Here is a 20,855-nt window from a genome sequence, read left to right as displayed (position 1 = left end):
CTAAAAAATAATAAAGTAGACAGATGAGAAAGGCCATTTTATCAATTGCTATACTCGGAATTTTATTTTCCGCCAATGTATCAGCACAAACCGAAACTTCAGGAAGGGAAAAAGTATACAGAGCGACTCCCACCAAAGTAACGGAACTTAAACACACAAAGCTGAAAGTAAATTTCGATTATCAGAAAGAACAGATGAATGGGGAAGAATGGCTTACTGCTTCACCTTATTTTTATGCGACAAACGAACTTACACTTGATGCAAAAGGAATGCTGATTCATGAAGTTGCTCTTGATAACAACGGGAAAAAATCTCCTTTGAAATATGATTACAAAGATGATGTTCTGAAAATCAGTCTGGACAAAACATACCAGAAAAATCAAGAGTATACAGTTTACATCAAATATACGTCCCGCCCGAATGAGGTAAAACAACAGGGAAGTATGGCGATCAATGATGCCAAAGGACTATATTTCATTAATCCTCAGGGAACAGACCCGGATATGCCTACACAAATCTGGACACAGGGAGAAACAGAATCTTCTTCTGCATGGTTTCCTACTATTGATAAACCCAACCAAAAGACAACACAGGAAATCTATATGACGGTTCCTGATAAATACGTCACCCTTTCCAATGGTCTTCTGAAAGAATCTAAAAAAGAATCCAACGGCCTTAGAACAGACCACTGGGTGATGGATAAAAGACATTCTACCTATCTTTTCTTCATGGGAGTAGGAGAATATGCTATTGTAAAAGACAAATGGAAAAACATCCCGGTAGATTATTATATCGAAAAAGAATACGAACCTTATGCTAAGCAGATCTACGGAAATACTCCGGAAATGATTGATTTTTTCTCCAAAAAGCTGAACTATGATTATCCGTGGGCGAAATATGCTCAGATTTCAGGCAGAGATTATGTGAGTGGAGCGATGGAAAATACCACAGCAACCCTTCATGGAAGTGATATCCTTCAGAAACCGGGGCAGCTTATTGATGAAAATACATGGGAAGATACCATTGCCCATGAATTGTTCCATCACTGGTTTGGAGATCTTGTTACAGCAGAAAGCTGGAGCAATCTTACCGTCAACGAATCTTTTGCCAACTATTCCGAATACCTTTGGAATGAATATAAATACGGAAAAGATCAGGCAGATTACCACCTGATGACCGATGTGAATAATTATCTTCACAACCCATCCGATTTTAATAAGAATCTGGTAAGGTTCAATTATGAATCCCGTGAAGATGTTTTTGATCTGGTAACGTATCAGAAAGGAGGAGGTATTTTAAATATGCTGAGAAACTATCTTGGTGATGATGCCTTCTTTGCAGGAATGAACGATTACCTGAAAACCAACGAATATCAGAATGCAGAAGCTCATCAGTTGAGATTATCTTTTGAAAAAGTATCAGGGAAAGACTTGAACTGGTTCTTCAACCAATGGTATTTTGGAAGCGGAACCCCGAAACTTAATTACTCATTTACATTTGAGCCTGTGAAAAAACAGGTGGCAGTAACCATTAATCAGTCTCAGGAAAAACCATTTGAATTTCCTCTGGCCATAGATGTATATGACAATGGAAAGCCTAAAAGATATAATGTCTGGGTAAATGCAGAAGCAAAAAACACATTCAGTTTTGATGTTTCCAAAACTCCTGATCTGCTAAATATCAATGCTGACGGAGTTTTACTGGCAGATATTACAGAGAGCAAAACTCCTGAACAGAACCTGATGCAGTTTACAAATTCTAAGGAATTCAAAAGCAGATATAAAGCTTTAACGGGAATAAAAGACCAGGTTGGAAAAAGTCCTACCGCAGTAAAATTATTGGCTGCTGCATTGAAAGATCCTTTCTTTAGAGTAAGAATAAAAGCGTTAGGCTTAATAGACCTTACCAATCCTGAACAGATGAAGGCACTAGGTGCTGAAGTTGAAAAACTGGCTTCCAATGATCCTAAAACTTTAACTCAGGCGGCGGCTATTACTGCTTTAGCAAAAATAAAAGAAAAAAAATATCTTCCGTTATTTGAGAAAGGGATCAACGCAGTTTCAAACGCCGTGAAAGGAAGTTCAATGAGCGCACTTCTTACTATTGATCCTTCAAGAGCCAATGGACTGGCTGATAAAATTGATCTGAAAGGAGCATCGGATGAACTGCAGGCGCAGCTGCTTCCAATTATTGTAAAGAACAGAATTACTTCTCAGATAGAGAATATTGCTCCTCTTGCCACTTTTTATCCATTTATTAAATTCCAGAATCCGGAATTGGGGAAAGCCGCTGAAGATGGTTTCAACTGGATAATGACCTCTGATAATCTGAAAGCAACGGAGAGCATTACGAAAATAGCAGGATATGCCAAGAATCAGATGGCAGGTAATCCACAGGCTAAAATGATGATCGTTCAGATGCTGAAAGATGGCTTAAGCAAAAAAATGGAATTGCTGAAACAGAATCCACAGAATGCTGCAAGCATTAATAAACAGATTGATGTGATCAATAAAGCAATTGAAAACTATAAGTAAACAGATAAGCCGGCAGATTTTGCCGGCTTTCTTTTTTATCATGACCAAATATCAATTTGTGGAAATATAATATAAAGCAGATTGGTTTTTAGTAATATTACAAAAATCAGCATTTTTTACCACCGTTTTTTGCATTATCTTTCATAAATTCGTTTAAAATTTAGACAATTATGGGTTTTGGAATTGAAGCAGCGGGCTATTATGTGCCTGGTTTATATTTAGAAATTAAGGATTTAGCAGAAAAAAGGGGAATAGAACCGGCAAAATTGGAAAAAGGCTTAGGTCTTCACAAAATGGGACTTTCTGATGTTCACGAAGACGCGGCAACCTTTGCAGCAGAAGCATTACTGAAGCTTATACAAGATTATCATATCAATCCTAAGGAAATAGCAAGAGTATATCTGGGAACTGAAAGTGCTGTAGATGCAGCAAAACCAACGGCATCTTATGCGGTACAAATGGTAGAGCAGGTGTTGGAAGAAGAATTTGGAACCAGATGTTTCAGAAACTGTGATGTGCTGGACATGACTTTTGCGTGTGTAGGAGGTGTAGATGCATTACATAATGCCCTTGATTTTGTAAGGGTAAATCCTGATAAAAAAGCAGTAGTGATTGCCAGTGATTATGCTAAATATGAGTTGGCTTCTTCAGGCGAATATACACAGGGAGGAGGAGCGGTAGCCCTTTTGGTTTCATCAAAACCGGACCTTCTTGAAATTGAAAATAACTGGGGAGTAGCTTCAGAAAGTGTCTTTGATTTTTTCAAACCGAGAAGAACCTATAATAAAGAAGACCTGAAAGTTGCTCCGGAAAATTATCCTGAAAAGATTGAAATTTTTACGGATGAACCTGTTTTTGACGGACAATATTCTAACCAATGTTATCAGGATAGAATAAAAGAAGCTTATCATCATTATAAAGAAATAACCGGACAGGAAAAACCTTATGAAAACTGGAAGTATATTATTTTCCATCTTCCATACGCCTTTCATGGGAAAAGGGTTTTTACTGAAATCTACAGTCTTGAGAATGGTCTGTCTTATGAAACAGCAGAAGAACAGAAAGCCGTTGCAAAATCTGAAGACTATTTAAAATTAATCAATAATAAAATAGAAAAGACACAGAGAGCCTCTTCAGAAATAGGAAATATGTACACAGCCTCTGTCTTTATGGCATTTCTTTCTGCATTACAAACTTCTTTTAACGAAAATGAAGAACTTGCAGGGGAAGAAATTGGATTTGTAGGCTATGGAAGTGGTTCAAAATCAAAGGTGTTTGCAGGGAAAATTTCTAAGAACTGGAAACAGGTGGTAGAGAAATGGAATGTATTTGAAAACCTGAACCAGAGAACTGCCGTTGATTTTGAAACCTATGAAAAACTTCACAGAAAACAGCTTAAGGAATCTGTAAACAGAGGATATAAAGGATTCGGGCTAGTTTCTGTTGAGGCAGAAAATCCGGTGTTAATTGGAGCCAGATATTACAGTTATCAGAAGTAAAATTAAGGTAAACTTACTATATAAAGCATCTCATATTTTGGGGTGCTTTAATTTTTTATCACTTTAAAACGGTTGGGATTTTCCTCATTTTTATAGTTGAGTTATTTTTAAATGTAACGGTAAAACAGTTAGGAAAAGACAGGGAATATCTATGAAAATTTTACAGGCCTCAACCGAATTCTGAATATAGTATATTAACGGTTTTTTCATCTTATTCTCAATGAGACTATCTCAAAATAGGGGCTGTCTGCTTGTAAAGGTGTATTTTTTTTATAAAATTTAAGAAAATAAGGCGTTTTTTTCTCCATTTTCAATAAAATTAAGAATTGTTTTGTTTTATTTTTTTCGTTAATAACAACATTTGAAGTTGATTTTTTTAATTAATTATTTTAAATGAAAGAAAATTGATTTTAATTTTAAAATTTATTAAAATTCCGTTAATGTTTAAATTGACTTATTTTTTGTTAATTTTTTAAATACAATTAAAATGATTCTCTATCATTTTTTTAGTATGAATGTGAATCTCTCCGCTGTGGAAGCCTGTTTTCAGAGTTTAATGAATTGATGTTACAGATATTTATTGACATATTTGTCCCTTGAATATATTAAAATCTGTTAATATGAATGTGAAGTTGCATGTATTAAGTGCTGGTGCTTTGTTCTTTTTAGGGCAGGCGGCTTTTGCACAAAAATCTAAGAATGATTCTGTTCTGAAGGAGAATAAGATCGATGAAGTAATCGTTACTGGATACCAGAAGAAAAAAGCAGATGAAATTACCCAGGCTCAGGCTGTTGTAGGTGGTGATGAAATCAGAAGAAACTCTCCTACCACATCTATTGGTAACTCTTTACAGGGTAGAGCTTCAGGGGTATTTGTACAAAGTACTACCGGGCAGCCAGGTGCTGCTGCTACAATTCAGGTAAGAGGGATTGCCGGTGTTGGTGGTTCTTCAGAGCCTACTTATGTAGTAAATGGGATGTATATGACTGCAAGACAGTTCAGTGCAATTAACCCTGCAGACGTAGAGTCTATTTCAATTCTTAAAGATGCTGCCGCTACAGCACAGTATGGTGCGAGAGGAGCAAACGGAGTAGTAGTAGTTACTACTAAAGCCGGGAAAGCCGGGAAAACTCACTATTCATTTGAAACTAAGTTCGGTTTCAGTGAAAAGCTAAGAGACAAAAACTACACCATGATGAACTCTAGGGAGTTGATGGATTTCCAGAATCAATTGGGATACCTTGGATTTAAACCAAGATCTCAGCAGGAAATGGACAGACTTGCTGCCTATGATCACAACTGGCAAAAAGACCTGTTGAAGCCTTCAAGCATCCAGTCTTACTTATTCAGTGCGCAAGGAGGATCCAGAGAAAGTACTTTCTATTACTCTTTAGGATATGATTCTGACAACGGGATCATCAGAGACATAGACGGACTTAAGAGATACACTGGTAACTTTGGATTTACGAATAAACTGAGTGAAAAACTGAACGTTGGGATTAACCTTGGAGTTCAGTATCAGGAAACTCAGAATTTCAGAGACAGAAACAATACACAGAACCCATTTGGAGCCATGTACAAATATGCTCCATATGAACCGGTTTATAATGCGGACGGAAGCTATAATCAGACAATGAGAGCGGGTTCTAACGTTGTTGAGCAGATCCGTAATTACAGATTAGATGATCAGAGACTGAGAATTCCGGTAACTTTATTCGCTGAATATAAAATTATCGATGGTCTGAAGTTTAAAACAAACTTTAACGGACTTTTCGATTGGTACATGGGAACTCAGTGGCTGAAGAAAGGTTCAAACCTGGATATCACAGTGAACAAAGTTCCTACAGGTTCATTGAACAAAAATTCATTCTATACATTTAACTATACTTGGAATAACTCCATTAACTATAAAAAATCATACGGAAGCCACAACTTCGATTTCTTAGGATTTATCGAATATAACGATAACTACAACGAAACAATGAACGGAGGAGCTTACGGATTGAAATCACCGGCATTAAATGTTCCATCTATTACGACACCGTCTGACAGAAATACATTTACCGGGGTTAAAGTAAGAAATACCCTGTTCAGTTTAGCAGGTATGTTAAACTATGACTATGAAGGTAGATATTTGGTAACAGGATCATTGAGAAGAGATGCTTCATCAAGATTTGGTGCCAATAACCAAAGTGGTATTTTCTGGTCTGCAAGTGCTGCCTGGAATATTGCGAAGGAAGAATTCATGAAAGGTGGTTTTATCAATGATTTAAAACTTAGAGGATCATATGGTACGACAGGTAATGACGGAACATTGCCGGATTACTACAACGTAACCAATGTCAGCTATGGTTTATATGGTGCCAACGGAGCACTATATCCTGGTACATCCAGCAGCTTTATCATCGGTAATAGTAATCTTAAATGGGAATCTAACGCAATCACCAACTTAGGAGTTGATTTTACAATGTGGAACAGAAGAATCCGTGGATCCGTTGAAGTTTACAAAAATAAGAGAAAAGATTTCGTACAGCTTGTACCTTTGGATAAACAAGAAGGAGGATACTACCAGTATATCAATGCGGGAGATATGTCTCAGAAAGGTCTTGAAGTTGAATTGAGTGTAGATGTAATCAAGCAGAAAGATTTCCAGTGGAACTTACATGCTAACATGTCTTTCCAGAAATCAATTCTTGATAAGTTAGCAGACGGACAGACAGAAAGAAACTTAGGGGATACTTATCTGAAAGTAGGAGAGACTCCATATGTATTCTATAATGTAAGATTTGCAGGAGTAGATGCAAGCAACGGAAATGCATTATACTATGATAAAGCAGGAAACATTACTAGTGTTTACAGTGCATCTAATGCAGTTCCTCTTACTGATAAATCTCCATTCCCAAAAAGTTTTGGTGGGTTCGGAACTACAGTTCAGTACAAAGGACTTGATTTCAGTGCAGATTTTGCATTCAAGTTAGGTGGATATACGTATAACAACATGTATGCTGCTGCTGTTGACCCAACATTGGCTGTTGCAGGTAGAAACATGGCGCAGGCTGCTGCTCAGATTTGGCAAAATCCAGGAGACACAGGAGTATTCCAAAAAGTTGACTCAAATGGTATGCGTGATTCTGATCAGTGGATTGAAAAATCAGATTATTTAAGATTAAGATCACTTACATTAGGATATACATTTGATAAAGCATTCCTTGGGGAAGGATCTCCTATCAATAAGCTTAGAGCATATGTACAGGGACAAAACTTATTTACAGTAACTAAATTCCACGGAGAACCTGAAGTTTCAGTAGGATCTGGTGAATCTACAGCATTGTTCGTTCCTGGAGCATATAACCTTTATACTTATCCAGCGGTAAAAACAATCTTGGTAGGATTGCAATTAGAATTTTAATATTGAATAGCTTTATGAAAAAGAATATAATAAAAATAAGTTTAGCTGCGTTAACTGCCTTTGTTTCGTTAACGTCTTGCGACAGAAATTTAGATCAAACATCTTCAATTAATGAAGAGCAGAACCAGGCAATGACCAGACCTGAATCATTCAGACAGGCTATGGACGGTGCCTATACAGTTCTTAAAGGAGCTGGATATTACAGTGGTGATACAGGAAGTCAGCTTATTATGGGTGACCTTACTACAGACAACCTAATCCGTACAGCTTCAGGAAGAAATACCAACTTTGCAGCGTCAAACTTTGAATTTTCTTCTGATAACTCACAGACGACAGGATTATACAGTGCAGCTTACCTTGTAATCAGCAGAGCAAACTTTGTATTGTCTTACATAAATAACGGAGTATTATCAGGAGCGCAGAAAACAAATATAGAAGCTGAGGCAAGAGCATTAAGAGCAGCCGCTCATTTTGATATTGTAAGAGCATATTCTCAAATCCCAACTCAGTCTGCAGGTGCTAAAAACTCTGTTGGAATTTATTATGCTGAAAATTATAATCCTTCTAATACAACATCATCTCGAAACCTGACTGTTGAGCAGGTGTATGATAAAATTATCGCTGATCTTTTATTTGCCGTTGATAATATTACACAAAATGATGCTGATAAAGGAAGATTAAGCAAAGCAGCTGTATACGGATTGTTATCAAGAGTAAATCTTTATAAAGGAGATTATACCAATACAATCAAATATGGTGAACTGGCATTAGGACTTTCTCCAAGCATCACAACACTGGATAACTTTACAAGAATTTGGAAAGAAAATGAAGGTTTATCAAGAATTACTGACGGAGTATTATTCCAGGTATCGAACGCTGCGGCAGAGCCAAATAATACTGTTGGTGCAGCTTATAACCAGTCAGTTCCAGCTTTAAGATCTGAGTTTGTTGTAGATTATGATCTATACACAGCTTATGCAGCTGACGATATCAGAAAAACAGCTTATTTCACAACGAGTACATATAGCGGACAAAAATACAACCATGTTACAAAATATGCTGGTAATGGTGGCCCTGCTAACATCGTGCCGATTAAATATCTTAGATCTGCTGAAGTATTATTGAATGTTGCTGAAGCTTATTACAGAACAGGTAATGGAGCACAGGCTCTTGTTTTATTGAACAAGCTAAGAGCAGAAAGACATTCTTCATTTACTCCAGGTACTGAAACAGGACAGCCTCTTTTAGATGCTATTCTGAAAGAAAGAAGAATGGAACTTGCATTTGAAAATGACAGATGGTACACATTGAAGAGATTAAACCTTCCTGTTCAGAGATCAGGTAAAGGAGACCTTTTTGACGGTACAGGTGCACCAGCGGTAGCACAGACTCTTGAGGCTGGAAACTTCAAATGGCAGTGGCCAATTCCTATTACGGCAATCCAGGCTAATCCAAAAATTGAACAAAATAAAGGTTACTAATTTTGTAATTATTGTTTTTTTACATAAGAAGGGCTCCATTAATTGGAGTCCTTTTTTATTGGTATATTGTCAATTCGCTATCTCATAATCATTCTATCCTGATAACTTTTCGGAGTTACTCCCTCCAATTGCTTAAATACTCTTGTAAAATAATTTGTATCTGAAAACCCAGTCTGAAAAGCAGTTTCTTTAATGCTGGTCTGGTTGGCTAATAATTCTTTTGCCCTGTTGATCCTCTCCTGTAAAATAAAATCATTCGGGGAAGTTCCCAGCTCATCTTTGAACATTTTGAAGAAATTGGATTTGCTTACATAAGCCAGCTTGGCAATACTGTCAATGGAGAGTTTCTGGTGCAGATTCCTTTTAATATAATCCACCACAAAGCCTATCCTGGATTTATTTTTAACAATATTCTTTTCCACCATGCCTCTTGCCTGGGTCTGCATCAATCTTATCAGAAGTTCTTTCAATGCAAAATCAGCCATGATATCCTTTTGTGAATTATCATCCATGGCAATTCTCATAATATTGTTAGTAGCTGAAGCCAGCGCTTTATTGTTAAAAAGAAAGTACTCATCCAGTTGAATATTCCATTGTGAAGTTTCATCCACTTTGGGAAGATGATAGTTAAGATAATTAAGAGAATCCTCTATAAAATCAGGATTAAGACTTAAAGAAATACATTGGGTAGGAGTTTCATCGGCCTCAGGAAAATCAATAACCATTGTTTCCCCCGGAGCTACCAGAATACTTTCTCCCGGATAATAATCAAAATAATTGGTCTTATTATCCAGTTTCATGTGTTTCTTACCTCTCAGCATGGCTGTAAATGCAATGTTTTCAAAATGAAGTTTAACATCAAAAGCAGTCTGATGAGTCTCATAAATACTGAATTCACAATTGTTTAGATTGAATTTCGTCTGGTGTTCAACAAGACTCAATAGTTGGCTCTCCTTACGTAATTCAGGAGTATTTAATAAAATCTTACTATTGTTATTCATTTCTAAAATTTTTTAAAAAGGAGGTAACTCAAATATAGAAAATTTGACAGTACGTTGCTGTTAATAAAATACTAAAATTGAAGACCTTGCACTATTTTACACTTTTTTTATAGGATTGTGCTATACTCTTTGGGGCATCTCAATGTAATTTGGCTTTATCGAAAAATAAAAACAATACTAATATGAGTACTATTACAGAACCAAGATCAGCGACACTTTTACAGCGTCCTGAATTTAAAAGCAGATATGATAATTATATTGACGGAAAATTCACTCCACCTGTTAAAGGACAATATTTTGACGTAGTTTCTCCCGTAGATGGTAAGAACTTTACTCAGGTTGCCCATTCCTCCAAAGAAGATTTGGAGCTGGCTGTAGATGCTGCAGAAAAAGCATTCCGAACCTGGAAAAATACCTCATCTACAGAAAGAAGTATTATTCTGAATAAAATTGCAGACAGAATAGAACAGAATCTGGAATATCTTGCTACCGTAGAAACAATAGATAATGGAAAAGCAGTGAGAGAAACACTGGCAGCAGATTTACCTTTGGCAATTGACCATTTCAGATATTTTGCCTCTGTTATCCGTGCAGATGAAGGATCTCATAACGAGCTGGATAAAGATACCGTATCTCTTATTGTTCATGAACCCCTTGGAGTAATTGCACAAATCATCCCATGGAATTTCCCGATACTTATGGCGGTCTGGAAACTGGCTCCCGCATTGGCAGCAGGAAACTGTGTGGTCCTGAAACCGGCAGAAAGCACCCCTGTTTCCATTATGGTTTTGATGGAGCTTATTGGAGACCTTTTACCTGCAGGAGTTATCAATATTGTAAACGGGTTTGGAGCAGAGCTTGGAAGAGCCCTGGTGACCAATCCGAAAGTAGCAAAAGCAGCATTTACAGGTTCTACGGCTACAGGACGTATGGTGATGCAGTATGCAACAGAAAATATCATTCCTGTGACATTGGAATTAGGAGGGAAATCACCCAATGTGTTCTTCAATTCTGTAATGGATGCCGATGATGAATTTTTAGATAAAGCAATAGAAGGAGCCGTACTTTTTGCCCTTAACCAGGGAGAAATTTGTACATGTCCTTCAAGATTACTCGTTCAGGAAGATATTGCAGATGCTTTTATTGAAAAGGTGATCGAAAGAGTAAAAGCCATCAAAGTAGGAAATCCACTGGACAAAACGGTGATGATGGGAGCGCAGGCTTCAAAAATTCAGAAAGATAAAATCCTTTCTTATATCCAGCTGGGAATAGAAGAAGGAGCCGAAGTTCTGGTAGGAGGAGAAGTCAATCATCTTGGAGAAGATCTTGAAGACGGATATTACATTCAGCCGACAATTTTCAAAGGAAATAACAGAATGAGAATCTTCCAGGAAGAAATTTTCGGTCCGGTGCTGGCATTTACCACCTTCAAAGATGAAGAAGATGCAGTGAAAATTGCCAATGATACCATCTACGGACTTGGAGCAGGAGTATGGACAAGAGATGCTCACCAGCTGTACAATATTCCGCGTCAGATTGAGGCAGGAAGAGTATGGGTAAACCAATATCACTCTTACCCTGCAGGAGCGCCTTTTGGAGGATACAAACAATCAGGAATCGGAAGAGAAAACCATAAAATGATGCTTGATCATTACCGTCAAACCAAAAACATGCTGATTTCTTATAACAAGAATAAGTTAGGTTTCTTTTAATATTATTTAGGACGTGCCCGATTGCCTTGGCTTTATCCAGGGCAAAACGGTCGGGCTATGCAGGGCTGCACTTCGTTTCGGTACTTCATTGCATTGCGCACCGGCTCGTTCCTCGCCGCCCTTACTATCCCTCACGCAGGGAAATTCAGTCATTTGATATAATTATTGACTTTATAGAGATAGCACAAAGATTTACAGCTGTCGTTTAGACCTGGTGATAAAAACTATTAACCCAAATAACTCAATCCAAAAAAAAAGATATGATTCCAAAAACAATGAAAGCCGCAGTAGTTCAGGGCTACGGCCAGCCTCTGAAAATTGAAGAAGTACCCGTAAGAGAACCCGGAAGATACGAAGTCCTTGTCAAGGTAATTGCCTGCGGGGTTTGTCATACAGATTTACATGCTGTAGATGGCGATTGGCCTGCAAAACCCAAGATGCCCCTTATTCCAGGACATGAAGGAGTAGGTATTGTTGTAGCTTGCGGACCTGAGGCTTTTGTAAAAGAAGGAGATGCAGTAGGAGTTCCGTGGCTGTACAGTGCCTGTGGCTGTTGTGATTATTGTATTACAGGATGGGAGACCCTTTGTGAAGCACAGAAAAATGGAGGATACAGCGTAGATGGTGGTTTTGCAGAATACGTTATTGCAGACTCAAGATATGTAGGACATTTAAAATCAGATGTTAACTTTTTGGAGATTGCTCCTATTTTATGTGCCGGAGTTACAGTGTATAAAGGATTAAAAGAAACAGAAACTAAACCTGGAGAGTGGGTAGCTATCTCAGGAATCGGTGGGTTGGGGCACGTAGCCGTTCAGTATGCCAAAGCAATGGGAATGCATGTTGCAGCCATTGATGTTGCAGATGATAAGCTTGAACTGGCGAAGAAATTAGGTGCAGACCTTGTAGTCAATGCAAAAAACACAGATCCTGGAGAATATTTACATAAAGAAGTAGGTGGAATGCATGGTGCATTGATTACAGCCGTTTCACCCATCGCATTCAAACAGGGAATAGATGTTTTGAGAAGAAAAGGTACTATCGCCCTGAACGGTCTTCCTCCCGGCTCTTTTGAACTTCCGATTTTTGAAACAGTTTTAAAAAGAATTACCGTGAGAGGTTCTATTGTAGGAACAAGAAAAGATTTGCAGGAAGCATTGGATTTTGCCAATGAAGGATTGGTAAAAGCCACCGTTACTTCCGCAAAACTGGAAGATATCAATGATGTATTCGATAAAATGAAAAAAGGACAGATTGACGGCAGAATCGTTTTGGATATTGCCGGCTCAAATTAATTGATGATGTGTTGCTGATCCCGGCTGGTTTCAATTGCCGGGATCTTTTATAACGATAAAAGTTTGCAGTAAACTAAAATATAAAAATGGAAGCAAAAATATCAAGACTTTCCGCTACAGAAGAAGCTCTTGAGGTAATCCGAAAGCTGGAAGACCAATATGGCCCTCTGATGTTTTATCAGGCAGGAGGATGTTGTGAAGGCACCCAGCCCCAATGTTTTGAAAAAGGAGGATTTTTTCCCAGGATGAATGATGCAATGATCGGAACCATTAATGGATATGAGTTCTGGATAGACCGGGATCTTTTTGAATACTGGAAATATTCACATTTTACATTAGATGTTACAAATGGTTTCGGGCCTGGTGGTTTTTCACTGGAAACTCCTTTGGGAAAAACTTTTAAAGTTCATTACAGGCTTTTTACTCCTGAAGAATACGAAAAGCTTGAGCCGGTAAAACGTAGTGAATAAAGTATAGATTTAAGGTTTCTGTGCAATATAGATAAGCTCTCTTTCAAATTCATACTTACCTTTTGAAATCCCTCTTTTTAAAATGAAATACTGAGTAACACCAACTACTAAGGCAATTGCTGCGAATATTAGAAACTGTTGATCACCTTGAATATTGACAAAAATTATAACTAAACAAAAACACAGAATCATAATCCAGTTAAAAATCTGAAATCCTGACGGGAAAACTCTACAGAAACAGATGATAGACCATTTTTATCAGAAATAGTCCCATGAAATACAGGATTATTTCTGTTCATATCAAATAGTCTCGCTCTTCTTTTAATAGTGAAAGTATTTGCATCAATCATCCCCCGATATTCAAACCGGGTAGGAATTGAAGAATCTTTTTCCAGCGATATGAAGGTAGTATTGGTTTTGTAAGTTACTTTCCATAATCTCTGTATAAGTTCTGCACTGCCGATATTGAGATCAATAGTAAGGCTGCTGTATAAGCCAATGCTTTTGAGAAATGAATTCATCTGTTAAAGAAAATAATTAAACTAAATCAGACCTTTACAAACCGGTTGACAAACATAGCGGCGACTATATCACCTACCGCATTTAATACTGTAGCTAAAGGATCTACCAAAGTTCCGATAATCATTACAGCAGGAATGGCTTCCTGAGGTAATTTATACACAGAGATCATCAGCATCTCACCAATATACCCGCCATTAGGAATCCCTCCAGCCACAATGCTGACAAATACAGTAATTCCTAAAGCTAAAAGAAGGTTGGCTGGATCAAAGAAATCTTTTCCAATGATCAGGAATGCCACATAAATCTTAATAATAGAAGACATGGATGATCCGTTTTTATGCAAAGTAGTCCCAATAGGAATCACCAGATTGGCAATAGAATTCGGAATCCCGATTTTTGAAGCTGCCTGTAAATTGGCAGGCATGGTTGCAAAACTGCTGCAGGTACTGATAGCGGTTAAGGTAGGGTAGATGGCATTCGTCCAGAAACTTTTGACCCCTTTCTGCCCATTCGCCATAAAAGCATAAATAGAAAAGAAGACCAGAAAGTAAATAATTCCTGCAATATAATAAAGTCCCAAGGGCTTTGCATAAAATCCAAAAAGCTGCGGACCTAAAGTGGCTACCTGATAAGCAAAATAAGCTCCTAAACCAACTGGTGCGAGTTTCATCACTAATAGAAGAAGCTCCTTCATTACCTCATACCCTGAAGCTATAAAAACCCTGAAAGGCTGTCCTTTTTCACCTGTTTTTCTGGCCGCAAATCCTGTCAGAAAAGCAAATACTAAAAGAGCCAGCATATTCCTTCTTGAGAAAAGTTCAGTGAATTCTCCTACCGTAAAGAAACTTACAATTCTGTTGCCCCATGTATCATCATTCGCCGCCTCAGAAATAATCTCAGAACTTCCTGAGACACCTGAAACCGGGAAAAGATATACGGCACAGATCGTAAAAACAGCGGCTGTAAGAATAAAGAATAAAAAAGTAAGAGACATCACAAGGATGATTTTTCCAAATTTTGATTGCTGTTCCAAAGAAGCAATAGAATTGGATACCGCGAAAAATACCAAAGGAACTACACTCACAAAAAGAAGATTAAGAAAAATATCTCCTAAAGGTTTTATATATTCCACAAAACCGGGGGCAACAATTCCAATGATGCTTCCAATAGTGATTCCCAAAAGTAAAAATATGATTCCGGAGTAGTTTTTCAGTACCTCTTTCATGTGGTGCTTTTTATCAAAGATAGGTTTATTTTTAACATTTTGTTATACAATTTTCAGACCTAAATTTCATAAATTTGGGTAAACCTCATTTCTATGGCTTATATAGATTACTATAAAATTTTAGGCGTAGATAAAAGCGCAACACAGGATGATATTAAAAAGGCCTACCGGAAACAGGCCAGGAAACTTCATCCCGATCTGAACCCTGATGATAAGGAAGCAGAAAGACAGTTCAAAGAATTGAATGAAGCCAATGAAGTACTCAGCAATCCGGAGAACAGATCGAAATACGACAAGTACGGAGAACACTGGAAACACGGCGAAGAATACGAAAAAGCCCAACAGCAGCAACAAAGACAATATCAACAACAAAATTATGGCGGAGGTTTCTCCGGTGCTGATTTTGGTGAAGGGGAAGATTTTTCAGATTTCTTCCAGAATATGTTCGGTGGATCTGGCGGTGGATTCGGTAAAAGTTCAAGAGGAAGGGCTTCCGGTAAATTCAAAGGGCAGGATATTAAAGCAGAATTGAATCTAAATCTAAGAGATGCTGCAAAAACCCATCCGCAAACCTTTGAAATCAATGGAAAAAAAGTCAGAATCACAATTCCGGCAGGAGTTTATGACGGGCAGCAGATCAAACTGAAAGGACATGGAAATCCGGGGGTCAATGGCGGTCCTCACGGAGATTTGTACATCACATTCAATATCCCGGCTGATCCGGATTTTGAAAGAATCGGTGATGATCTGAAAACCAAAGTAATAATTGATCTCTATACAGCTGTTTTAGGAGGGGAGGTGAAAGTAAATACCCTGGAGGGCAGTGTAAACCTTAAAGTAAAACCGGAAACCCAAACGGGAATGACGGTAAGACTAAAAGGGAAGGGCTTTCCTGTCTATAAAAAAGAAGGAGAGCATGGAGATCTTTTTGTAACCTATGAAGTGAAACTGCCTACCAACCTTACTGAAAAGCAGAAAGAACTTTTTGAACAACTAAAAAATTCCTAAGCTATGAGTGAAAGAATATCACGGGAAGAACTCGTAAGAATCTATAATATAGAAATCACTTTTTTTGATGAGCTTGTAGACTATGGGCTGTTGAATATACAGATTGAAGACAATATTCATTATCTGATGTATGAAGATCTGCCCGATCTGGAAAAATTTGCCAACTGGTATTATGACCTTGAAGTTAATCTTCCTGGTCTTGAAGTGATTCACAATATGCTGAAAAAACTGGATGCACTGAACCGCAGAAACAGGGAGCTGATGAATAAACTTTCTGCAATAAGTGACCAATATGAAGATATTTAGTTTAGTTTTGTAGCTTTTTAAAGCAAACTCTATAATTATGAATGAAGAAAAGGTGATTACACTAAAACCGGACAGAAAGATTTTTGAAGATATTTATTTTAGCGGTAATCAGGGAAGTCTGCTTTTTTCACCTACAACAAAAAGTAAAACCATTACTACCATTGCAGCTGCAGTGATCGTTTTTATAGTGTTTCTTTTAAAAGATAGCCTGAGTAAAGAAAGTGCGGGTATTTTATACTTTTTGAGTTTTATATTTTTGCTTTGTGCTGTTTTCCTCTCAGTAAGTGTTAATAAAGTTTCAAGATGGAAAAAACAGGTGAATCATTATTTAAATATTCTGGAAAAGTGTAAAGTCTATGAAATCAGATTTGATCAGAATTTTTTCACGGTGAATATTGATGGTGAAAAAGAAACCAGTGAATGGAAAGATTTTGAATATTTTGACAGTAATCATGAATTTATCTTCCTTGAAGGAAAATACAGTTATATGTTTCCCAGGAAAGCAATGAGTGAGAAAGATTACAGTTTTCTTAAAAGCAGATTAAAAGAAAATATCAAATAATAAAAATAAAAAACGGAACAAAATTTTGTTCCGTTTTTTGTTATCTGTAAAGTGATTTATTAGCTTTCTTTGTTTTCTTCCAGCCAACCCATTTCTTTCATCCACTCGTCATTGTAGATTTTTCCTACATATCTTGAACCATGGTCATGAAGTAAAACTACGATCACATCATCTTTAGTGAACTGATCTTTCATCTGAATCAAAGAAGCAATAGCACTTCCGGCAGAATATCCACAGAAAATTCCTTCTTCTTTAGCTAGTTTTCTGGCATAGATGGCACCATCTTTATCCGTTACTTTTTCAAAATGGTCAATCACAGACATATCATAATTCTCAGGAATGATATCTTCCCCGATACCTTCTGTAATATAGGTATAAGCATGATCGTAGTGAAGCTCCCCGGTTTCGTGGAATTCTTTCAAAATGGAACCGTATGTATCTACACCAATTACTTTAATGTTTGGATTTTTCTCTTTGAAGAAAGTTCCGCATCCTGTGATGGTACCTCCTGTTCCGGCTCCTACCACAAAGTGAGTCAGGTTTCCTTCAGTCTGTTCCCAGATCTCAGGAGCAGTAGATTCATAATGAGCTGCTCTGTTGGATAAGTTGTCATATTGGTTCACATACCATCCGTTTTCCGTCTCTTTTGCCAGTCTTTTGGATACTGAATAATAAGAACGAGGGTCGGTAGGCTTTACGTCTGTAGGACAAACGATTACTTCAGCTCCAACAGCACGAAGGATATCACACTTTTCTTTTGACTGCTTAGAATTGGTTACAAAAATACATTTGTAGCCTTTGATGATTGCTGCTAATGCAAGTCCCATTCCTGTATTTCCGGAAGTACCTTCAATAATGGTTCCTCCAGGTTTTAATCTGCCGTCTTTTTCGGCATCTTCTATCATTTTAAGAGCCATTCTGTCCTTTACTGAGTTTCCGGGATTGAAAGTCTCTACTTTTGCCAATACTAATGCCGGGAAATCTTCACCTAATACTTTGTTAAGCTTTACCAGCGGCGTGTTACCTATAGTTTCAAGGATATTTTTTGCGTATTTCATAAATGTTTTATATGCGGCGCAAAGATAAGGCTTTTAAAATTATCTGCGCTGTGGATAACGTGTGGATAAGTTGTGGATAAAATCAAAACCCTTTGAAAAACAATAGGTAATGATCAATTATTAATTGTCAATTTAGTTGTACTTAATAACCTTCACCGGAGAAATTTTACTGATCAGATAACTCGGAATAATTAACGCCAATCCCGAAATAAGAAGAATTCCTAATGAGATAGAAATAATGGCAATAGGATTCAGGTCTACAGGAACCGTACTTACATAGTAGTTTTCCGGATTAAGCTTTATTACCCCAAAGAATTTCTGGATCAGAATAAGCCCCAATCCGACAGCATTTCCATACAAAAGTCCCGGAATCATAATAATCAGGGTATAATTGATGAAGGTGGCTCTTATCTGTGAGTTGCTTGCACCCAATGTTTTAAGAAGACCGATAGAGTTTGTTCTTTCAATAATAAGAATCAGAAGAACCATAATGATGTTAATAACCACTACAATCAGCATGATGATAATGATCAATGCTATATTAGTATCAAAAATACTGATCCAGTCTGTGATCTGCGGAAATTTTTCAGTAGCTTTTTCAGCATAGTTTTTATAGCCGATCAGTTTTTCAATTTCAGGAAAATCCTTGTCAATATCATTTACATTTTTCAGAAAGATATCTATTCCGCCAATTTCATCAGGTTTCATATCCTGAATTTTTCTGGCATGATTGATTCCACCGATAACAAACTGTTCATCAATTAATTTAATATCAGTTCTGTAGATTCCTATAATCTTGAATTTACGATAAAGTGGTTTTTGATCAGCTTTTAAAAATACGGTAACAATACTATCATTCACTTTGAGATGAAGATCATTGGCTACTTTTTGCGAAATAGCAACATCATTGTTAAAGCCTTTCTCAGTAACTTTCGGAGTAGTACCGGCAATAAGGAATTTTTTAAATCTTAAGCTGTCAAAATCTTTTCCGATTCCTTTAAATATGATGCCCGCAAAATTGTGTTCATTACGCATAATTCCGGTAACCATCACATATTTCTGAGTACTTTCCACATCGGGAAGCCCTTTTATTTTGGCAATATTGAGTCCCTGATTATCAAGTACGGAAGTGTTATAGGAAGAATTTGAACGAGTTGATCTTACAGTAATATGTCCGCTGAAATCTGCAAGCCTCTCTTTGATAGCTTTTTTTGAACCAAAACCGGTGGCTACGGTAATTAAGGAAACAATAATCCCCAGTGCTACGGAAAGCCTGCCAATGAAGATGATAACCCTTGAAAGGTTATTTTTGTTATCTTTGGAAAATGCTATTTTTCTAGAGAAATATAAAGGAAATTTCAAGCTTATGAATTTAGATTTCAAAATTAAAAATTTACTTCTGATTTGCCTAATTTTTTTAGGAGTATTCAATCAATATTATTCTCAGACTCAAGTTCAATCAGATTTTAAAACTGGGGCAGACCAGCCTGAAATGTATTTGCCTCTCTTAAAAGGTAAGACAATAGGAGTGGTAACCAACCAGACGGGTTTGATGAGTGACAAAACTCATCTGGTGGATTTTCTGGTAAAAAACGGAATAAAGATCAAGTCGATTTTTGCTCCGGAACATGGTTTCCGAGGAGATGCAGATGCAGGTGCAAAAGTGAAAAATGGTGTAGATATAAAAACAGGAATCCCGATTGTTTCCCTATATGGAAATAATAAAAAACCAAAACCGGAACAGCTGGCCGGAATTGATATTGTTGTTTTTGATATCCAGGATGTTGGAGTAAGGTTCTATACTTATATTTCCACTTTGTCTTATCTGATGGAAGCAGGAGCTGAAAATAATGTGGAGATTATGGTACTGGATCGTCCCAATCCACATGATGGATATACTGACGGCCCTGTATTGAGAAAAAAATGGACAAGTTTTGTAGGAATGCATGAAGTTCCTGTAGTTTATGGATTAACGATAGGAGAGTATGGGAAAATGGTGAATGGCGAAAAATGGCTGAAAAATGGTGTTCAGGCTAAATACACGCTTATTCAGATGAAAAACTATCATAAAAAACAGCGTTATCCGATGCTTGATAAACCTTCTCCGAATTTACCCAATGATAAAGCAATCAATTTATATCCAAGTCTGTGCTTTTTTGAAGGAACTCAGGTTTCTGTAGGAAGAGGAACAGATCTTCCTTTCCAGATTTATGGTTCTCCATGGACGGAAAATCTTCCTTATCAGTTTACACCAAAGCCAAGCTACGGTGCTAAAGATCCATTTCTGAACGGAAAACTATGTTATGGTGAAAATCTTTCAGAATATCCTAAAGACTTAAGAGAGCTCAATCTTGAATGGGTAATTAAAGCTTATCAGAATTATAAAAATCCCCAGCAGGATTTCTTCCTGAAAAATCTTTGGTTTGATACCCTTTCCGGTACTGATAATTTCAGAAAACAAATCATTGACGGAAAATCAATTCAGGAAATTAAGAATTCCTGGAAAAAAGATCTGGAAAGTTTTGAAAAGATCAGAACCCGGTATGTGGTATATGAAGATTAATTAATCAAAATTTTGGGGCGGATTTTTATCATTTCTGCCCTTATTTAATATAAAAAGCCCGATAGTTAATCCAACAACTCCTGCAAAAGCAGTTAATAAAGCTCTTTGCAATTTATCAGGAAGATCGTTCCCGATATAATTCATCAAAAAAAGAATCACAAAAGTGATCACCAAAATGATAATATGATTTTTTCCGAATAGCTTCATTG

General features: G+C 37.1%; 17 protein-coding genes. 11 read left to right on the top strand and 6 right to left on the bottom strand.

Features of this window, described 5'->3' with window-relative positions:
* Positions 1 to 23: 23 nt before the first annotated feature.
* The 4 genes from FW780_RS08425 to FW780_RS08410 all read left to right on the top strand — a co-directional run bounded on the left by FW780_RS08425 (position 24) and on the right by FW780_RS08410 (position 8,924).
* Positions 24 to 2,534, top strand: coding sequence for a M1 family metallopeptidase (locus tag FW780_RS08425; protein WP_149833179.1), 2,511 nt, complete (start codon positions 24 to 26; stop codon positions 2,532 to 2,534).
* A gap of 170 nt (positions 2,535 to 2,704) precedes the next feature.
* Positions 2,705 to 4,033 carry a hydroxymethylglutaryl-CoA synthase family protein gene (locus FW780_RS08420; RefSeq protein WP_149833178.1) on the top strand — a complete coding sequence of 443 codons (1,329 nt, stop codon included), beginning with the start codon at positions 2,705 to 2,707 and terminating at the stop codon, positions 4,031 to 4,033.
* A 620-nt stretch (positions 4,034 to 4,653) separates the two neighbouring features.
* Positions 4,654 to 7,443 carry a SusC/RagA family TonB-linked outer membrane protein gene (locus FW780_RS08415; protein ID WP_149833177.1) on the top strand — a complete coding sequence of 930 codons (2,790 nt, stop codon included), beginning with the start codon at positions 4,654 to 4,656 and terminating at the stop codon, positions 7,441 to 7,443.
* 14 nt (positions 7,444 to 7,457) lie between these two features.
* A complete protein-coding gene (locus FW780_RS08410) occupies positions 7,458 to 8,924 on the top strand; it encodes a RagB/SusD family nutrient uptake outer membrane protein (RefSeq protein ID WP_149833176.1) in 1,467 nt (488 codons plus the stop codon).
* Between the two features lie 77 nt (positions 8,925 to 9,001).
* On the opposite strand, the gene FW780_RS08405 is transcribed toward FW780_RS08410, so the two are convergent.
* The gene (locus FW780_RS08405) at positions 9,002 to 9,925 is read right to left on the bottom strand and encodes an AraC family transcriptional regulator (protein ID WP_149833175.1); all 924 of its coding nucleotides are present in this window, start codon (positions 9,923 to 9,925) and stop codon (positions 9,002 to 9,004) included.
* Positions 9,926 to 10,107: 182 nt separating this feature from the next.
* Between FW780_RS08405 and FW780_RS08400 the strand changes: the two genes are divergently transcribed.
* The 3 genes from FW780_RS08400 to FW780_RS08390 all read left to right on the top strand — a co-directional run bounded on the left by FW780_RS08400 (position 10,108) and on the right by FW780_RS08390 (position 13,402).
* Positions 10,108 to 11,637, top strand: a complete 1,530-nt coding sequence (locus FW780_RS08400) for an aldehyde dehydrogenase family protein (protein ID WP_047378604.1) — start codon at positions 10,108 to 10,110, stop codon at positions 11,635 to 11,637.
* Positions 11,638 to 11,897: 260 nt separating this feature from the next.
* On the top strand, positions 11,898 to 12,932 hold the full coding sequence (gene adhP, locus FW780_RS08395) for an alcohol dehydrogenase AdhP (protein WP_047434164.1): 1,035 nt from the start codon (positions 11,898 to 11,900) through the stop codon (positions 12,930 to 12,932).
* 86 nt (positions 12,933 to 13,018) lie between these two features.
* Positions 13,019 to 13,402, top strand: a complete 384-nt coding sequence (locus FW780_RS08390; RefSeq protein ID WP_149833174.1) for a DUF779 domain-containing protein — start codon at positions 13,019 to 13,021, stop codon at positions 13,400 to 13,402.
* A gap of 188 nt (positions 13,403 to 13,590) precedes the next feature.
* Here the strand turns inward: FW780_RS08390 and FW780_RS08385 are convergent, their stop codons facing one another.
* Together FW780_RS08385 and FW780_RS08380 are read right to left on the bottom strand one after the other, a co-directional pair.
* Positions 13,591 to 13,923, bottom strand: a complete 333-nt coding sequence (locus tag FW780_RS08385) for a hypothetical protein (protein WP_149833173.1) — start codon at positions 13,921 to 13,923, stop codon at positions 13,591 to 13,593.
* 26 nt (positions 13,924 to 13,949) lie between these two features.
* Positions 13,950 to 15,149 (bottom strand): dicarboxylate/amino acid:cation symporter, encoded by a 1,200-nt coding sequence (locus FW780_RS08380; protein WP_149833172.1) that lies wholly within the window; start codon positions 15,147 to 15,149, stop codon positions 13,950 to 13,952.
* Positions 15,150 to 15,242: 93 nt separating this feature from the next.
* On the opposite strand from FW780_RS08380, the gene FW780_RS08375 reads away from it, so the two are divergent.
* Genes FW780_RS08375 through FW780_RS08365 form a run of 3 tightly spaced genes read left to right on the top strand, consistent with a single transcriptional unit; the run spans position 15,243 to position 17,025 of the window.
* On the top strand, positions 15,243 to 16,157 hold the full coding sequence (locus FW780_RS08375; RefSeq protein WP_149833171.1) for a DnaJ C-terminal domain-containing protein: 915 nt from the start codon (positions 15,243 to 15,245) through the stop codon (positions 16,155 to 16,157).
* A gap of 3 nt (positions 16,158 to 16,160) precedes the next feature.
* Positions 16,161 to 16,463, top strand: a complete 303-nt coding sequence (locus tag FW780_RS08370; protein ID WP_149833170.1) for a chaperone modulator CbpM — start codon at positions 16,161 to 16,163, stop codon at positions 16,461 to 16,463.
* A gap of 37 nt (positions 16,464 to 16,500) precedes the next feature.
* Positions 16,501 to 17,025: a YcxB family protein gene (locus FW780_RS08365; protein ID WP_149833169.1), complete on the top strand. Its 525-nt coding sequence runs from the start codon at positions 16,501 to 16,503 to the stop codon at positions 17,023 to 17,025.
* Positions 17,026 to 17,084: 59 nt separating this feature from the next.
* On the opposite strand, the gene FW780_RS08360 is transcribed toward FW780_RS08365, so the two are convergent.
* Positions 17,085 to 18,083 carry a PLP-dependent cysteine synthase family protein gene (locus tag FW780_RS08360; RefSeq protein ID WP_149833168.1) on the bottom strand — a complete coding sequence of 333 codons (999 nt, stop codon included), beginning with the start codon at positions 18,081 to 18,083 and terminating at the stop codon, positions 17,085 to 17,087.
* A 132-nt stretch (positions 18,084 to 18,215) separates the two neighbouring features.
* A complete protein-coding gene (locus FW780_RS08355; protein ID WP_149833167.1) occupies positions 18,216 to 19,445 on the bottom strand; it encodes an ABC transporter permease in 1,230 nt (409 codons plus the stop codon).
* A gap of 4 nt (positions 19,446 to 19,449) precedes the next feature.
* Between FW780_RS08355 and FW780_RS08350 the strand changes: the two genes are divergently transcribed.
* Positions 19,450 to 20,646 (top strand): exo-beta-N-acetylmuramidase NamZ family protein, encoded by a 1,197-nt coding sequence (locus FW780_RS08350; RefSeq protein ID WP_149833166.1) that lies wholly within the window; start codon positions 19,450 to 19,452, stop codon positions 20,644 to 20,646.
* Here the strand turns inward: FW780_RS08350 and FW780_RS08345 are convergent, their stop codons facing one another.
* On the bottom strand, positions 20,647 to 20,853 hold the full coding sequence (locus FW780_RS08345; protein ID WP_077418263.1) for a hypothetical protein: 207 nt from the start codon (positions 20,851 to 20,853) through the stop codon (positions 20,647 to 20,649).
* Positions 20,854 to 20,855: the final 2 nt, after the last annotated feature.

It is taken from the genome of Chryseobacterium sediminis, assembly GCF_008386505.1.
Taxonomy (GTDB): domain Bacteria; phylum Bacteroidota; class Bacteroidia; order Flavobacteriales; family Weeksellaceae; genus Chryseobacterium; species Chryseobacterium sediminis.
This window is presented reverse-complemented; position numbering and strand designations above follow the sequence as displayed.

Excerpts from the sequence above, each read along its gene's own strand:
- FW780_RS08425 (WP_149833179.1), top strand. The coding sequence starts at position 24 with ATGAGAAAGGCCATTTTATCAATTGCTATACTCGGAATTTTATTTTCC.
- FW780_RS08420 (WP_149833178.1), top strand. The coding sequence starts at position 2,705 with ATGGGTTTTGGAATTGAAGCAGCGGGCTATTATGTGCCTGGTTTATAT.
- FW780_RS08415 (WP_149833177.1), top strand. The coding sequence starts at position 4,654 with ATGAATGTGAAGTTGCATGTATTAAGTGCTGGTGCTTTGTTCTTTTTA.
- FW780_RS08410 (WP_149833176.1), top strand. The coding sequence starts at position 7,458 with ATGAAAAAGAATATAATAAAAATAAGTTTAGCTGCGTTAACTGCCTTT.
- FW780_RS08405 (WP_149833175.1), bottom strand. The coding sequence starts at position 9,925 with ATGAATAACAATAGTAAGATTTTATTAAATACTCCTGAATTACGTAAG.
- FW780_RS08400 (WP_047378604.1), top strand. The coding sequence starts at position 10,108 with ATGAGTACTATTACAGAACCAAGATCAGCGACACTTTTACAGCGTCCT.
- adhP (WP_047434164.1), top strand. The coding sequence starts at position 11,898 with ATGATTCCAAAAACAATGAAAGCCGCAGTAGTTCAGGGCTACGGCCAG.
- FW780_RS08390 (WP_149833174.1), top strand. The coding sequence starts at position 13,019 with ATGGAAGCAAAAATATCAAGACTTTCCGCTACAGAAGAAGCTCTTGAG.
- FW780_RS08385 (WP_149833173.1), bottom strand. The coding sequence starts at position 13,923 with ATGAATTCATTTCTCAAAAGCATTGGCTTATACAGCAGCCTTACTATT.
- FW780_RS08380 (WP_149833172.1), bottom strand. The coding sequence starts at position 15,149 with ATGAAAGAGGTACTGAAAAACTACTCCGGAATCATATTTTTACTTTTG.
- FW780_RS08375 (WP_149833171.1), top strand. The coding sequence starts at position 15,243 with ATGGCTTATATAGATTACTATAAAATTTTAGGCGTAGATAAAAGCGCA.
- FW780_RS08370 (WP_149833170.1), top strand. The coding sequence starts at position 16,161 with ATGAGTGAAAGAATATCACGGGAAGAACTCGTAAGAATCTATAATATA.
- FW780_RS08365 (WP_149833169.1), top strand. The coding sequence starts at position 16,501 with ATGAATGAAGAAAAGGTGATTACACTAAAACCGGACAGAAAGATTTTT.
- FW780_RS08360 (WP_149833168.1), bottom strand. The coding sequence starts at position 18,083 with ATGAAATACGCAAAAAATATCCTTGAAACTATAGGTAACACGCCGCTG.
- FW780_RS08350 (WP_149833166.1), top strand. The coding sequence starts at position 19,450 with ATGAATTTAGATTTCAAAATTAAAAATTTACTTCTGATTTGCCTAATT.
- FW780_RS08345 (WP_077418263.1), bottom strand. The coding sequence starts at position 20,853 with ATGAAGCTATTCGGAAAAAATCATATTATCATTTTGGTGATCACTTTT.